Source organism: Syntrophobacterales bacterium, from assembly GCA_019429105.1.
Classification (GTDB): domain Bacteria; phylum Desulfobacterota; class Syntrophia; order Syntrophales; family UBA5619; genus DYTH01.
In genome coordinates this window covers 1-15,098 of the sequence record JAHYJE010000054.1, presented here as the reverse complement: position 1 = coordinate 15,098, position 15,098 = coordinate 1, and the positions used below count along the sequence as shown (strand labels likewise).

Below are 15,098 nucleotides of genomic sequence, written 5' to 3'. Positions count from 1 at the left end.
ATACGATTACTTATAGCATGTCAATAAGTTTATTATTAGACGTAATCATGGACTACATCAACCTCTCATTCCTAAATATTTTAATAACTTGGCTTGATCCATGCCTCCAAAGTGGTAAAGATGGGCTCTATTCTAACTTTTCGCATTTTGCCTCCTGGAAATATATGGGTGATAAATAGGGTCAGCGCCCTTATTAATTTGGCACGTTCGGGGGTCAGGGCGGGGAATTCGGTAGATGATGAAGGCCCCCTCGAGGGCGTTGAGGTAATTACAAACGGTATTGAGGTCGATTCGCCGGTTCTGGCTTTTAAAATAGTCCGCCACGCTTTTTGCCGAGAAATTGTTCCCCACGTTATCGAAGACGAACTTCACCACGCGTTCGAGCAGTTCTACATCGCGAATCCCGTGCCGTTGTATCGTATCGCGCAGGATTGCCGAAGAATAGATGTCATGGACGGCTTTGTAAGCCATCTCATTGGAATAATCTCCGACATGCAGGGCGGGGAAGCCCCCTTTTCGTAAAAAAAGATTAAATTCCGCGTAGATGTCGGGCTCATGGACGTTTGCATACTCAAGCCTGAATTGCAGGTATTCCCGGAACGACAGGGTATAGACGGGCATCTCGATATATCTTCCGGCCAGATAGGTGGCAAGCTCCGAGGAGAGCAGGCGCGAGTTTGAACCTGTGATGTATATGTCCGCAGCAAAATCGACCCGGAATGAATTTATCGCCTTCTCCCAAGAGGCTACTTCCTGTATCTCGTCGAGTAAAATGTAGTATTTCCGGTTGTTGGTGATCTTGCTTTTTATGTATCGATACAATTTGCCTGCATCCTCAAGCTCGGAAAACTCAAAGCTCTCGAAATTGATCAGCAGGATATTTGTTTCATCAATTCCTCTATGTATGAGTTCCTTGCTCTCAAAAGACCAAGCAACACCGATTTTCCGCTGCGTCTAAGACCGGTGATGATCTTGATGAACGGTTTATCGATGTAGCTTGCAAGCAGATTGGAATATGTTTCTCTGGCAATCATTATTTTATGGTTGTAACCATAAACACAGTTAATTATTACGATGTTTTTAGGGCTGTAAAAATTCGGGGGTCAGGGCGGGGACAGATTACAAATCCGTCCCCGTTAGCGTTTTTTGCATGGGGCAAGCTTTGGCGCTCAAAATTCCTTCATCAGGATGAAATCGGCGAGGCGCCTGTGTTGAACGCCCTCAAAAATAGGTTTCTGTCCCTATTTTACCCCATTGCGAGAGCGCCGATCGTCCGGGGCGGAAACCATACGAACAGTCCAGAAAATCCCGCTCGTACACCGGCTCCATCGCCATAACCACCGCCCGTTGAAGGACTTTATCCTCAAACGTCGGTATTCCCAAAGGTCTGGTGCTACCGTCTCCTTTCGGAATATATACGCGCCGCACAGGCGGCGCTTTATAGCGCTCTCCGGATTTGGCCCGGTCTAACAGCGACTGAAGGTTTGTCTCCAGTTCTCTTTCGTACTCTTTGGCCGTCTGTCCGTCCACGCCCGGCGCTCCACTCTTCCGGGTTCTCCGGTAGGCTTCATGCAACCAGTTCAGGTCGATGTGATGGGACAGCGAAGTGAGCGCTCCGGGTATCTGTCCCGCTACTTCCGCTATCCGCTGTTGTTTCGTTGAGACATCCGACAGGCTCAGCATCCCCATCGTCTTTCCCTCCAGCAGTCCCGTTATCCGGCGTTCCCTTCGCTCCACGGGGTGTTCCCCCCCTTCATTGCTACTGTTGAACGCTCCGACTTCCCATCTCCCGTCTCCCGGCCAGCTTTACGGGGGAGGTTGTTTACTCCCTGGGTTCCTTCGCAAGGTTTCAGCTCACTTTCACTTCCCCCTTGCCCAAGCTTTGCTTGGCGCACCTAAATATCAAGACCTGACACCCGAAACTTTGACTCAAGGGCGGCCTGCCAGCTCCGCGGGCGGATATTGAAAACACGGGCGATTTTCTCCTTGTAAAGATAGGAATTCTGCGGGCGCGGGGCCTTGGTAGGATAGTCGGTCGTGGCGATCTTCTCGATGCGCACATCCTTGTCGAGGAGGCCGTTTGCCCGGGCCAGACGGTAAATCTCGCAGGCAAAGTCGTGCCAGTTGATCCGGCCTTCGTTCGTGAAGTGGTAAATACCATAAGCACTCGAATCTACACGCACAATTTCCAGTAGCGCCGCCGCGAGATCAGGTGCGAATGTCGGAGAACCCCACTGGTCGCCAACCACGCGAACCTCGTTGCGTTCCTGGAACAGGCGGAGCATCGTGTGGACAAAGTTGTTGCCCTGCTTTCCAAAGAGCCACGCGGTACGGATTATGAAATGCTCGTCCAAATTCCCGGCAATGTCGAGTTCGCCCTGATATTTGCTCTTTCCGTAAACGCCGGCGGGATTGGGGACATCATCTTCCCGATAGGCCCCGTCCTTCGAGCCGTCAAAGACGTAATCGGTGGAAATATGGATAAATTTCGCGCCCTTCTCTTTGGCAATCAGGGCGATGTTGCGGGGGCCGGCGGCGTTGATTTTGAAAGCGAGTTCCGGCTCGTCTTCGGCCCTGTCCACCGCTGTATATGCGGCGCAGTTTATGATCCAGGCAATCGGCTTATCCGCGGCAAACCTCCGCAGCTCCCCCGGATCGGCGATATCGACCTCCTGATCGGTGGCGACGCAGGCCAGTTTATTCAGCCGCAAGGCGGCCTCCACCTCCCCGCCCAACATTCCTTTGTTTCCAATAAGCCAGATCATCTTCACCTCCGGGGGTCAGGTCTCAAAATTTAGCGTTTATACAGCTCCGCCTTCTGGATTACATGACGCCGTTCCAGGAAAAGTGCAAAATATTTGGAAAAACAGCGAGTTATCCGTTGGCTACCCGGCTTGCCGACCGGCGCTCTAAAAACCGTCAAAGTCATGCGAGGTGACCCGGGCTGCGGCGTCGTTTTGCTCAAGCATCTTGAGATCGTCCGTCAACCGCTCGCACTCGTCAGCCTTTTTCCTCAGGAAGCGCAAGGTCATGCGCGCGCTCATCGCTGCCCGCCGGCGTAAGCTGGCAGATTTAGGCGGCCTTGTGCCCGGAAGTCAGGAAATTTTCAGTTTTGCTCAGCCCCTTTTCGATCAGCGCCCAAAGCGGGTAATTGACCTTCGCAAGGCTGACGTGAGGCCGAAAGGACATCTGCCGCTGCATCACATGAGGATTGGCAGATATTTCTCTGAGATATGTCGAGGATTTTTTCACCTTCCAGTTTTAAAGGCACTGAACTTGCCATTGGGCGCCTTGGTTTTTTTGAACGAGCCAGATTTTTAACGAATCAAACCCACCCTGTCAAGGGAAAAGGCAAACTCGGGGGTCAGGTCTCCAAATTTAGCGTTTAATTATTGAACGCTTGGTCGCGTAACTCACGGTCGTGTAGTGGATGCTCAGAAAATCGGCGATCTCCTTTTGCGCATACCCGTGGGTAATGTGAGCGGCAAGGATCGCCTCGTCCCGCCTCCGTCTTGTTTTCCAGACGCCGAAAATATCCTGCAAGGGCGGGCGGTTTGCGTGGCGCTGAATTTTCGGAATTTCCCTTACGGCTGTTTTTTCAGGGATGGCGCCCTTGAGCTGGTCGATGAAGGTCTCCCCGCCGAGAAAAAGCTGGGATTGCAGCTTCGGCCACGGCGAATCTAACCCAATTCCCGACGCGACAAAATCGGCATAGTTTTTTCGGGCAGTCGCTTCATCGGAACCAAACTGGCCGAGAAGCCAGGACGTTGTCAAAAATCCTGTTTTCTCGGCAGGCGGCAGGCCAACCGTGGCACGGTAGCTGCTCCAGGGCCAGTCTTCGGGTCGGGCGACCATTCCCGCCCGGACAGGGTTCAAAACAACGTAGCGGGACAACTCCAGCAGATAGCTTTCGCGATCAACGACAATCGCCTTGAAACGCCCCTGGAACAGGTGACCAACGGTGTCATGTGTTTTGTTGTGCGCCTGGCCGAAGGTCGCGTTGAGATGGTGCATGCCGCTTGAAAGATTCGCATCCGGCGTCTCGATCATCAGATGGTAATGATTCACCATCAGGCAGAAGGAATGGCAGAGCCAGTTGAAGCGCTCCACCGTTTTGCCGAGTAGTTCCAGAAACTTGCGGTTATCATAGTCGTCGAAAAATATTTTCTGACGTCCGTTTCCCCGGGAGGTTACATGTAAAGGGCACCGGGAAATTCAATGCGCAATGGTCGAACCATAACCTTACCTCCTTGCTTTGTTTCCGAAAAACACTAAATTTTGAGACCTGACCCCGTAACTTGAAGATAGGGGTGCATGGGGAGGCTGAAAATGCGGGAGGCGGCGTCTTCACTTGCGGGGAAGGCGCCGGACCTGTAGCCGAGATTCGCAAAGGCCCCCTGGAGGTGCAGCGGCTTGGGGTAGTAGATGGCGGTGGGGATGCCTGCCTGCCGGAGTCGCTCCATCAATGCCATCCGCTCGGCCCCGCTTTTTGCGAGGACGGAGTATTGCGCCCAGGCGCTTTTGCAATTTGCGGGAACGTGCTGCGGAGTCAGGCGGGAGAAGTCGGCTGGCAAAGCGGCAGCGGGCGCCGGGGCATTTGTTATCAGGTCGTTATAGCGCTGGGCAACTGTCTGGCGCAGTTCGATCTCTTCCGGGAAGATGTCCATTTTCGCCAAGAGGATTGCGGCCTGCAGGGTGTCCATCCGGCCGTTGATGCCGATGCGGGCGTTGTCGTATTTGTCGCGGCCCTGGCCGTGAATGCGGAGGGAGCGCAGCGCGGCGGCAAGGGCGTCGTCGCCGGTGAAGCACATCCCGCCGTCGCCGTAGCAGCCCAGCGGCTTGGCCGGGAAGAAGGAGGTGCAGCCGATCTGGCCGAAAGAGCAGGTCTTTTTGCCATTGTATTCGGCGCCGAAGGACTGGGCGGCGTCTTCGATGAGGAAAAGGCCGTGGTCGCGGGCAATGCTTGCGATGGCGTCGTAAGCGGCGGGAAGACCGAAGAGATCGACGGGAATGATGCCTCGGGGGCGAAGAGCGCCGCTTTCGCCCGTAAGCGGCGCCGCGGCGAGACCCGCCGCCCGGGCAAACGGCGCGGAGGCAAAGGCAGTGCCATTCCCGCCAATCGCCGGCAGCGGGTGCAGGGTAGGATCATTAGCTTCGACCGCCCGGATCGCCTGTTCGAGCCTTGCCGGATCGATATTCCAGGTCGGGGGGTCGATATCGACGAAAACCGGAGTCGCGCCGAGGAGGCTGATCACCTCGGCGGTGGCAACGAACGTAAAGGGAGTCGTAAAAATCGCGTCGCCCGGGCCGACTCCGCAGGCCATGAGCGCCATCAACAGGGCGTCCGTCCCCGAGGCGCAACTGACAGCGTGCTTTACGCCGACATACGCGGCCAGCCTTTCCTCCAGCTCCCCCACCTCCGGGCCCATGATGTATTGGCCGTGCGCCAGAACCTTCTGGATATTTGTATCCAGTGTCTCTTTGATTCTCTTTTGCTGGGTCTTAAGATCGATAAAATCCATTGATTATCCCACCTGCTCCTTTATCTTATAGCATGTTTTGGGGGCCTTTAAAACCAGCATCGCTTCACAACGCTAAATTTTGAGACCTGACCCCCGGACTTTCCTGACCCCCGGACTTTCTCCGAAAACGCTAAATTTTGAGACCTGACCCCCGTTACTTGACAAAGCCGGCGATGCCGTCAAACTGGAAGCCCTTTTTGGCCATGCCCTCGCCGCTCTGGTCGATCGTGTAGAAGTGATGCTTGGTTTTGCGGTTGAACCAGCGGTAGAGCTCCCGCGTCCCGGTCAGCTTCGACGTGCCGATGCTGCCGATCGAGCCCTCGGAGATGTACCCGGGAAGCGGTTTCCCGCCTGTGGAAATGTAGGAGTAGTAATGGTCGCCGGTAGTCGGGTTAAACCAGCGGTAGAAATCGGTCGTGCCGGGGGTTCCGGGGGCGAAAAGCCGGAAGACAAGGCCGGCATAGCGGTAGCCCCGCGCCTTGAGGCGGGCCGTTTCTGCCTGTGGGGTGGTGGTCAAAAGACTGTCGGACCCGGCAAAATAGCGGTGGACTTCGAGCAGGCGGGCATTATTGTCCGCCGCAATCTCCAGGAAAAATTGCAGATCGGCGTCGCCGCCGTTCGAGGAAAACAGGAGGCGGTCTCCGTAGATGCCCGGCAAAAGGCCGCGCGTATTGACGGAAATGTTGATATAATCGGTTTCCCGCGTCGTCATGCCGCTGTCCGGAAAGACGCTTACCCAGCCGCGCGGCCCCTTGCCAATCCGGCCTCCGAAAACCCCGACACCTTCAAACGTCACCTTCCCGGCACCGTTCGCAATTGTCAGGACATGGGGGCCATCCGGCAGGTTTTCGGCAAGCAGGATTTCCACCCACTGCCGGTCCGCGGCATATCCATCTATGACGTTTACAAACCGGCCGTCGAGAGAGACGCTGAGCGGCCCGCCTTCCGGGGATACCCAAAAAAAGATGCTGATGCCCGTGCCGGTAAACTGGTATTTTAAAAAACTTTGCTCCCCCTGCCCGGCGGGATAGCCGCCCTCCTTTTCCCAGTTCCCGGACAGCTCCAGCCCCTCCTGCGGAATCCCGCTCAGGACGGTGGGCGCCTCCGCGAGAATGCGGCGGAACGAAACATACCTTACCTGCAGCGGTTCATCGCTTGCGCCCGCCATGCGCACCTTCCATTGGAGCGGTTGCTTACCCCTGTTGGTCAGATGGAGCCGCTGCGAAACGGCCTCCCCGGCTCTGATTTTCCCGAAATCAATCCGCCGCGTGTCGAGCGCCAGCATCGGGTTGGGGAAAAGCTCCGTCAACTGGGCTGTAAAAAAAACCTTTTGATTCCCGCCGACATAGTTGAATTGCAGCGTTTCCTGCAGGCTGCCGAGTGGCACCTCGTGACTGAAGGCGACCGAACGGCCGCCTGCTTCCAGCCGCAGCAGCAGGGATGCGTATTTTTTATTTTCGCGGCTCACGACCTTTTGATAGCGCAAGCTGACCAAAAGAGACACCGGCGCCTCCCCGATCAACCCGGGGAGGTCATGTTCTTCAACGGTCTGCCAGCCCTCCGGAGCCTCGACAAACCATTCCGGGTTGACCGCTTCCGTCTTTTTCGTCAGGAAGACGCCCCGCGCCTCTTCCCCGGGGCGCAATGACCCCAGATCAACCGTCTCCGGCGAGACGGTCGGCGAGAGAAGATTGATTTCGCTTCGAAACGGCAGCAAGGCGCGCTGATTGGCGAGGCCAAAGACTGCAAAGGCCGGGAAAGACAGCGCCGACACCGCAAAAAATACTATAAATTTCTTTAACATAGCAACTCCACGTTAGCATTATTCCTTACTTCCTAACGCAAAGTCGCGAAGAACGCAACGTATTTCAGACTGCGAGGTCTATGGTTTTACGATAATCCCAACATGTTCCTGGCTTCCTGTACGGTAGCGATTTCACGCCCCAAGGCATGGACAATCCTTACCGCTCTTTCCACCAGCATGACATTGGTGGCAAGTTCCCCTGATTCATCGGAATAAAGCAAAACATCTTCCAATCCGACCCGGATATTCCCCCCCAGCAATGTCCCCATGGTTATCATCTCCACATGGGCTTTTCCGACTCCCGTTACGGTAAACGTCGCGCCCTGGGGAAGCTGTTCTGCCATATTAAGAAGGTTTTTCGGCGTTCCGCTGATGGAACCGGGCACATTCATCACCAGATTGAAATGCAGCGGCGGCTTTACCGCCTCCTTTTTAAGATAGTACCCGATATTGGTAATCATTCCGACGTCGAAAGCTTCAATCTCCGGTTTTACCCCCTTTTCGATCATCTTTTTCCCAAGGAACTCAATCAACTCCGGCGAGTTGCTGTTTACCGAGGCGGAGAAATTGGATGATCCGGTCGCCAAACTGGCCATGTCGGGTTTCAAGTCTATGCAGGCGCCCCTTTTCGGGCCGTTCCCTCCGCGAGCGCCGGTAGAGAGCTGAATGATAATATCGCATTTTTCCCTCACCCTGCTGATGATGTCCGCAGTAATAACAGTGTCTGTTGTCGGGTTCCCGGCGCTGTCCCTTGTATGGATATGGGCGACTGCCGCACCTGCCTGATAACATTGAAAAATATCCTCGGCGATCTCCTGTGGTGAAATCGGAACATGGCGATTGAGCCTTTTTGTGGGGACATTCCCCGTGGGGGCAATGGTTATTACTACCTTTTTCATAAACGCCGCCTTTCTTACTGCGGGGGAAAAATTCTGTGTCACTTAAATAGGGTAACGCACTCTGCCAAGATTACTGCCCGGATTTCTCGCAAGCGCTGGCCGGGAATGTTTCTAAAAAAGCAGACCCGGAAGCAGACGTTAGGGATTATCTTCATTGCCTGACCTCGACATTGAGCACTTCTTCCCAGACTTTCACCATCGCCCCCTTGCTTTCATCTCCTAATCCCTGATTCAAGGCCAACTGGTAGGTAGTGAGGGCCGCCTGGGTTACGGGTATCGGTATTTTATTGGCATTCATGATCTCCATGATAGATGACATATCCTTGTAGGCCTTCTTCATTGGATAGCCCTGTCCAAAGTCTCTTTTGAGAATCAGCGGTCCGAAGAAATTGAGCGCGAAGCTCTGGCCCGTCCCGCTTCCGGCAACCTCAACGATTTTTTCGGCGTCGAGACCCATTTTTACGGCTAACGGCAAAAGTTCGGCGACAGCCGCGCAGGAGATATTGAAGAAGACATTGTTGATGACCTTGGCAAGCTGTCCGCAACCGGCGCTTCCCATGTACTCGACATTTTTGCTGAAACTTTCCAGTACGGGCTTTACCTTGTCGAAAATGTCGCGGGCGCCTCCGGCCATGGTCGTCAACGTTCCCTCCAAAGCTCTTTGCTCCATGCCGGATACGGGCGCATCAACGAAGTCTATTTTCGCTTCCGCGAGGCGCTTCTGAAAATCCATGGTCGCCAGAGGATGGGTTGTTCCGCAATCGATCACGATCTGGCCGCCGGAAAGGCGAGACGCGAGGCCCGCCTCCCTCCAGAGCACTGTTCTGACAACTTCCGTATCGGGAAGAGAAAGGATTATCCAGTCCGCATATCCGGCGACAGCCTGTAAATCAGCAGCGGCGGTTGCTCCAGCTTCAACGAGGCGTTGCACTGCCTGTTTGTCAACATCGAAGACACGCAGGGGGAAACCTTTCCTGAGTATGTTCAAGGCCATGCCTCTGCCCATCGCCCCCAGCCCGATAAAACCGATCTTCGGTTTCATGCCTCAAACTCCTCCAATCTTCATGCTCAGTATTATGCGGTTTCTGCGCGCAATCGTTTTCTGGCTAGTATATTGGCTGTCAGTCCGATAAGCAAACAGCCCAGCCCCAGAATATCCGTCCTCATTTCAGGAATAATGACGAGAACCCCGCCACAGGCAAACAGCAAACGCTGCCACCAACCGAGACGAGTCAGCAGGTAATCCGTCCACGCGGCTGCAACGGCGGTAACTCCGATCGCGGCAGTGATTGTCACTTCAAGTACTTCCAGAATCGGCGCCGATCCCAATAACGCAGAATTGTAAACAAAAGCGAAGGGGACGAGATAGGCGCTGATGGTAAGCCCTACGGCAGTCCAGCCGATCTTCGTGGGATTTTCACCGGCTATTCCGCCTGCCGCAAACGCCGCCAAAGCTACGGGAGGGGTTATTGCGGAAAGGATTGCATAATAAAAGACAAACATATGGGCAGCCAGCGGAGCAACGCCCATATCTGTAAGAGCCGGCGCCGCCGTCACCGCAACAATAATGTATGAAGCGGTGGTGGGAACGCCCATCCCCATAATTGTCGAGGCAATCATGATAAAAATAAGGGCCAGAATCAGACTGCCTGCGGAAATCCCCATGATCAGTGAAAATAACTTGAAGCCAATGCCGGTCATCGTGATGCTTCCTACTACGAGTCCGGCCGCCGCGCAAGCGCCGGCTACGGTAATGACGTTTTTTCCCGTATCCAGACAGGCACCCTTGAATTTGTCCCAAGTAACGCGGGTCTTTGGATTGAAAGCAGTCACGATGAACGTTGCCACGATCGTGTAAAAAATTGCCTTGTTGATGGTGTATCTGACAACAACAATCAGAATGAGCAAAAGTATCAACGGTATCAGAAAATGTATTCCCTCTCGCAGAGTCTTGAAAAAAGGCGGTATATTTTCAGCGGAGAGCGGCCTCATATTGTATTTCAGTGCATGAAAGTGAATACCCACGAAAATGGACCAGTAATACAGGAGAGCCGGAATAACCGCAGCGCCAAGGACTGTGACATACGAAACGCCCAGTATCTGAGCCATGATAAAGGCGGCAGCCCCCATAATGGGCGGCATGAGCTGTCCACCGGTAGAGGCTGTTGCTTCCACCGCACCGGCAAAATACTTCGGAAAACCCTGCTGAATCATCATGGGGATCGTAAAAGTCCCGGTTCCCGCAACATTTGCCACAGCACTTCCCGAGATTGTCCCGAAAAGACTGCTTGCCATCACCGCCGTTTTAGCTGGTCCTCCGACAAATCTGCCGGTCACTGAAAGCGCGAGTTTGAGCAAATATTCCCCCATGCCGCACTGACCGAGCAGCGATGACAAAAAAATGAACAGTACGATGTACTCTGCCGAAACACCCAGCGGGGCGCCGAATATCCCCTCCAGAGACATTGCCATCTGTGACGCTACGCGGCCAAATCCATAGCCCCGATTGCCCAGTATCCCGGGGATATAGTTGCCTACAAGAGGGTAAATAACCGCGAGCGAAGAAATGATGACAAGGACATTTCCGGTAGCGCGCCTTGCCTGTTCCAGGACGAGGAGGATTATGATCCAGCCGATAATGATATCAACCGTGGTCAGCATTCCCATACGGTAGAGAATATCCTCGTAAAAAATCGTTATGTAAAGACCAACGGCGAGCGACAATAAGGCGAGAGACCAATCAAGAAACGTTATTTTTTTGCCGGGGCGATTTCGAAAAGGGATTGTTAAGAAAGAAAACACCAGGACAAAGGTCAGATGGATGCCGCGTTGCAAAAATGCAGTGGGCATCGTAAATCCCGCCGTGATCGTATGAAAAAGCACCATGGCGATGCTGATTGCCAGGATGAGTTTGACGACAAACGATTTGTACTTGAGATCATCCATAATATAGACATCCCTTCCTCGGTATTTCGAAAACATGGACGATTATGTCTCATGCCTCATTGCCTGATCATGCCGCGGGGACCGGCCATGAGAAGGATGCAGCCGGCCCCCTGTTTTAATACGCATTTCACTTCGGCATTAATCTTCCAGGAATGGCCACGCCTTTTTCCTTATAGTACTTGACTGCTCCCGGATGCAGGGGCGCCACCGCATATTTCATGGTATTTTCCGGGGTGGCCCAATCGGCCTTTTTATAAATTTTCTGCAATACGGGAATATTTTCATAGACCGCTTTGGTGATTTGATAGGCCAGTTCATCAGGCAACTCGGCAGTGGCCAGCATGGAATTCCAGATGCCCGGGGTTTTCACATCAACCTTGATCGCCGGATATGTTCCTGCCTTGATGGTTAAGGGGGCATAATACTCATATTTTGCCTGTATCTTCGTCAATTCCTCATCGCTGAAATTTACCAGGGCAACCTTATGCGTTGCCGACAAATCCATAATGAAGGGAGCAGGTGCGGCGATTGCCCCAAACTGCACATCAAGCGAGTCATTTCTTATCGCCTGCGCGCCCTCGTTCCAGTTCAGATTCTGCAGCTTGAAGTCCTTCAAGCTGATCCCCAGGGCTTCAAAAACAGCAGCCGTCATTACACTTGTACCGGTCCCCGGATTTCCGATGGAGACCCTTTTGCCGATCAGCGATTTCGGAGTTGTCAGGTTATCCTTTTCCAGGGCAACGCCCTGGAGTTCTGCAGGATACATTGCAAAAAGCGTCCTGATTTTGTCCTGCGGCTTTTTAAAACGGTTGATTCCTTTCACGGATTGAAAGACCACGTCGTTCATTGCCGGACCAACCTGAATGTCGTTTATCTGCATCCTTGTTATATGTTCTACCGACGAGCCCGGACATACTTCAACTGTCGGCTGGACATTGGGAACTTTCGTGCTGATAATTGTGGCCAGCGCACCGGAATAAAGATAGTAAACGCCTCCTACGCCGTTTCCTCCGATGGATATCCTGTTTTTTGCCGCTTGCCCGACCGCCGGAACGCTGATCAGGGTGAGCGCCAGGATGGCAATCACTGCAAAACTACGATTCACTTTCATAGAACAAATCCTCCTCTCACATTTTTTAATTAAATGCAGGGCAGGATGCCCTGCAATGGTTTTAACAATTCCGGTCAGAAACAAAAATTATGTCTGCTTTACTTTTTGTCTGCCAAGGGTAGATTCCGGCTCATCACTGCCCTCATATTAAAAAACATTTTTCTGACGCAGACGCTGAATGGTTTCTTCCGGGTACGACAATACCTCTCGCAAGATTTCATCGGTATGCTGACCCAGCAGAGGAGCCGGCGCATGGAAAGCGGCAGGCGTAGCGGAAAGCTTGATCGGTGAGCCAACCATTCTCATCGGTCCGGCCTTCGGATGGTCAACATTGATGATCATCTCCCTGGCCTTTGCAATATGTTCGTCTTTCACGATATCCTTCACCCCGTAAATGGGGGCGCAGGGAATCTTGCGTTTCAGCAGGAAATCTACAATATCCTTTACGTTTTGCTGAAGCGTCCATTCTTCGACAATCTGTTTTACGCGCGCGTCATTCTTGACACGACCGACATTCGCCTGATAAACCCCTACTCCAAGCAGGTCGTCCCTCCCAATGGCGGAACAAAATTCCCTCCAGAGCTTGTCGTTGCCTATGCCGATGACGACCCAGCCATTTTTAGCGGAAAATGAACCATAGGGAGATATAAACTCATAACGGTTGCCGACCCTCTGCGGCTCTCGCTGTTCAACAAGATATATCTGGATGACTGTCGCCATGGCCGCTACCACTGAATCCACAAGCGAGACGTCAACATGCTGTCCGCGGTTGACATTGTTGCGGGCAAGAAGGGCGCTCAATATGCCGATGCCGGAACAGAGCCCGGCAAGAATATCGGCAATGGCCACCCCTGTCCTTGTCGGCGGACCGTCGGGCCATCCGGTGACGCTCATAATGCCTCCCATGGCCTGACCGATAATATCGTATCCGGGCAGATCCCGATACGGCCCGTATTGACCAAATCCGGAGATGGAGGAATAGACGATTGAGGGGTTTTCTTTGGATAATTCCTCATAACTCAAACCCATTTTTTCCATTGTTCCCGGCCGGAAATTTTCTATGACGACATCGGAGCATTTTACAAGGTCCAGAAACACGTCTTTTCCTTCGGGTGTCTTGAGATCAATCGTCATGCTGCGCTTGTTTCTGTTGAGATTCATGAAATAGGCGCTTTCCGTGCCGATAAAGGGAGGATAGGAGCGGCTGTCATCGCCCAAGCCGGGGACTTCGATTTTTATGATCTCGGCGCCGAGGTCTCCCAGCATCATTGTGCAGAATGGACCTGCGAGAACGCGGGTAAGGTCAAGCACACGGAGGTTCATTAAGGCGCCATTTTTGCTATCACTGCTTTTCATCAGCACAGACCCCTATTTTCTTGAAAGGCCTAAAAAGTTCATGTTTTATAAAATGTCCGGCAAACTGAGAATCGCTGCTTGAAAAGCAGCAGAATATTGAAGACCTCAAGCAGTATGCGTGCCAGGAGAACAACTATTATGCAAAAAGATTTCTATTTCTGCGTGAGCAAGACGGGTAGCGCAACAGCGCTTTTTGTGCCGGATAAAAAATCCATAACGATTTTTCTGAAAACAAAGGGATTGACAAAAAAGCAAAGAGATTCTATAAATTTTCTAAAATTTTGGAAATAAAATCAATTCGGATAAGTAGAAACCGCATCCCGGAGATTCGCAGCATGGACGAAAGCGTTGTCACCATGACACACGATAAGTTAATGGAATCCAACCTCTTCGAAATCAGCAAGGATCCCCTGTTCAATCTTATCTTCAATTCCGTTAAGGATGCAATCCTGATCAGCGACCGGAATGGCGTCGTGCTTTTTATTAACAATGAATATACTCACCTTACCGGGGTAGAACAAAAGGATATCTTAGGCAAATATGTCGGCGATGTGCGAAAAGGAGCAAGGCTGCCCGATGCCCTGAGAACAGGCCGGCCATTGCGGGGAATCAGGCGAACGGTGGACAATCTGGAATATATCGCGGATGTTCATCCCATCATTATCAATTCCGTGATCATAGGCGGGATATCAGTGATGCACGACATAACGGAAATTGTCAGCCTGGGTAACAAGATCACGAGCTACTCCTCAAAAATTAAAGAATTCCACAAGGCATCTCACTCTCTTGAAGACATCATCGGTGTAAGCATCCCGATTGACAAAATTAAAAAACAGATACAGCATATCAGTTTCAGCGACGCCTCCGTCATAATTACCGGTGAAAGTGGCACGGGAAAAGAATTATTCGCCCACGCCATACACAATGCCAGCACACGAAAGGAAGAGGCCTTCGTTGCCGTCAATTGCGCCGCTTTTTCGGCCCAGTTGCTTTTAAGCGAACTGTTCGGATATGAACAGGGCGCCTTCACGGGAGCCCAGAAAGGCGGCAAGCTCGGGCTTTTCGAGATCGCCAATAACGGCACGCTCTTCCTCGACGAAATAGGCGATATGGAACTGGACATGCAGTCAAAAATCCTGCGTGTGCTGGAAAGCCATGAGTTTATAAAAGTGGGGGGAACAAAACCGATAAAGGTCGATGTGAGAATCATCTCGGCAACCAACAAGGATATAAATCAGCTTATTGCCGACATGAAGTTCCGCAGCGACCTCTTTTACCGGCTTAACGTGGCGCATTTTGACATACCGCCGCTGCGCAGTCGCCCCGAGGATATTCCCATCCTTATCAATCACTGTCTGAAAAAGTTAAGCAGGATATCTCATCGGACACTAACCATTGCGCCCACGGCAATAGAGATTTTGACAAAACACAATTTCCCTGGCAATGTACGGGAATTATTC

The 15,098-nt window shown here is 52.5% G+C and carries 13 protein-coding genes; 2 read left to right on the top strand and 11 right to left on the bottom strand.

Annotated features, from left to right (window positions below):
- Nucleotides 1-132: 132 nt before the first annotated feature.
- The 3 genes from K0B01_13535 to rfbD form a co-directional block, all read right to left on the bottom strand.
- Complete coding sequence (locus tag K0B01_13535) at nucleotides 133-942, bottom strand: ATP-binding protein (GenBank protein MBW6487162.1); 810 nt, start codon at nucleotides 940-942, stop codon at nucleotides 133-135.
- A gap of 279 nt (nucleotides 943-1,221) precedes the next feature.
- Nucleotides 1,222-1,737: a hypothetical protein gene (locus K0B01_13530; GenBank protein ID MBW6487161.1), complete on the bottom strand. Its 516-nt coding sequence runs from the start codon at nucleotides 1,735-1,737 to the stop codon at nucleotides 1,222-1,224.
- Between the two features lie 158 nt (nucleotides 1,738-1,895).
- Complete coding sequence (gene rfbD, locus K0B01_13525; GenBank protein MBW6487160.1) at nucleotides 1,896-2,765, bottom strand: dTDP-4-dehydrorhamnose reductase; 870 nt, start codon at nucleotides 2,763-2,765, stop codon at nucleotides 1,896-1,898.
- Between the two features lie 265 nt (nucleotides 2,766-3,030).
- On the opposite strand from rfbD, the gene K0B01_13520 reads away from it, so the two are divergent.
- Entirely contained in the window at nucleotides 3,031-3,321 is a 291-nt protein-coding gene (locus K0B01_13520) for a hypothetical protein (protein ID MBW6487159.1), read from the top strand.
- A gap of 57 nt (nucleotides 3,322-3,378) precedes the next feature.
- Here the strand turns inward: K0B01_13520 and K0B01_13515 are convergent, their stop codons facing one another.
- The 8 genes from K0B01_13515 to K0B01_13480 form a co-directional block, all read right to left on the bottom strand.
- Entirely contained in the window at nucleotides 3,379-4,215 is an 837-nt protein-coding gene (locus K0B01_13515; protein MBW6487158.1) for a transposase, read from the bottom strand.
- A 56-nt stretch (nucleotides 4,216-4,271) separates the two neighbouring features.
- Nucleotides 4,272-5,522 (bottom strand): DegT/DnrJ/EryC1/StrS family aminotransferase, encoded by a 1,251-nt coding sequence (locus K0B01_13510; GenBank protein ID MBW6487157.1) that lies wholly within the window; start codon nucleotides 5,520-5,522, stop codon nucleotides 4,272-4,274.
- A gap of 154 nt (nucleotides 5,523-5,676) precedes the next feature.
- Nucleotides 5,677-7,326: a hypothetical protein gene (locus K0B01_13505; protein ID MBW6487156.1), complete on the bottom strand. Its 1,650-nt coding sequence runs from the start codon at nucleotides 7,324-7,326 to the stop codon at nucleotides 5,677-5,679.
- Nucleotides 7,327-7,412: 86 nt separating this feature from the next.
- Nucleotides 7,413-8,225, bottom strand: coding sequence for a 3-keto-5-aminohexanoate cleavage protein (locus tag K0B01_13500; protein MBW6487155.1), 813 nt, complete (start codon nucleotides 8,223-8,225; stop codon nucleotides 7,413-7,415).
- 151 nt (nucleotides 8,226-8,376) lie between these two features.
- Entirely contained in the window at nucleotides 8,377-9,267 is an 891-nt protein-coding gene (locus tag K0B01_13495) for an NAD(P)-dependent oxidoreductase (GenBank protein MBW6487154.1), read from the bottom strand.
- A gap of 32 nt (nucleotides 9,268-9,299) precedes the next feature.
- Nucleotides 9,300-11,171 (bottom strand): TRAP transporter permease, encoded by a 1,872-nt coding sequence (locus K0B01_13490; protein ID MBW6487153.1) that lies wholly within the window; start codon nucleotides 11,169-11,171, stop codon nucleotides 9,300-9,302.
- 127 nt (nucleotides 11,172-11,298) lie between these two features.
- Nucleotides 11,299-12,282 carry a TAXI family TRAP transporter solute-binding subunit gene (locus K0B01_13485; GenBank protein ID MBW6487152.1) on the bottom strand — a complete coding sequence of 328 codons (984 nt, stop codon included), beginning with the start codon at nucleotides 12,280-12,282 and terminating at the stop codon, nucleotides 11,299-11,301.
- 147 nt (nucleotides 12,283-12,429) lie between these two features.
- On the bottom strand, nucleotides 12,430-13,638 hold the full coding sequence (locus K0B01_13480) for a CoA transferase (GenBank protein MBW6487151.1): 1,209 nt from the start codon (nucleotides 13,636-13,638) through the stop codon (nucleotides 12,430-12,432).
- 335 nt (nucleotides 13,639-13,973) lie between these two features.
- Between K0B01_13480 and K0B01_13475 the strand changes: the two genes are divergently transcribed.
- A partial coding sequence (locus tag K0B01_13475) for a sigma 54-interacting transcriptional regulator (GenBank protein MBW6487150.1) occupies nucleotides 13,974-15,098 on the top strand: 1,125 nt, incomplete at its 3' end.

Bases quoted from the DNA above. Each gene is read 5' to 3' on its own strand.
- K0B01_13485 (MBW6487152.1), bottom strand. From the start codon at position 12,282: ATGAAAGTGAATCGTAGTTTTGCAGTGATTGCCATCCTGGCGCTCACC.
- K0B01_13505 (MBW6487156.1), bottom strand. From the start codon at position 7,326: ATGTTAAAGAAATTTATAGTATTTTTTGCGGTGTCGGCGCTGTCTTTC.
- K0B01_13490 (MBW6487153.1), bottom strand. From the start codon at position 11,171: ATGGATGATCTCAAGTACAAATCGTTTGTCGTCAAACTCATCCTGGCA.
- K0B01_13480 (MBW6487151.1), bottom strand. From the start codon at position 13,638: ATGAAAAGCAGTGATAGCAAAAATGGCGCCTTAATGAACCTCCGTGTG.
- K0B01_13510 (MBW6487157.1), bottom strand. From the start codon at position 5,522: ATGGATTTTATCGATCTTAAGACCCAGCAAAAGAGAATCAAAGAGACA.
- rfbD (MBW6487160.1), bottom strand. From the start codon at position 2,765: ATGATCTGGCTTATTGGAAACAAAGGAATGTTGGGCGGGGAGGTGGAG.
- K0B01_13520 (MBW6487159.1), top strand. From the start codon at position 3,031: ATGCGCGCGCTCATCGCTGCCCGCCGGCGTAAGCTGGCAGATTTAGGC.
- K0B01_13495 (MBW6487154.1), bottom strand. From the start codon at position 9,267: ATGAAACCGAAGATCGGTTTTATCGGGCTGGGGGCGATGGGCAGAGGC.
- K0B01_13500 (MBW6487155.1), bottom strand. From the start codon at position 8,225: ATGAAAAAGGTAGTAATAACCATTGCCCCCACGGGGAATGTCCCCACA.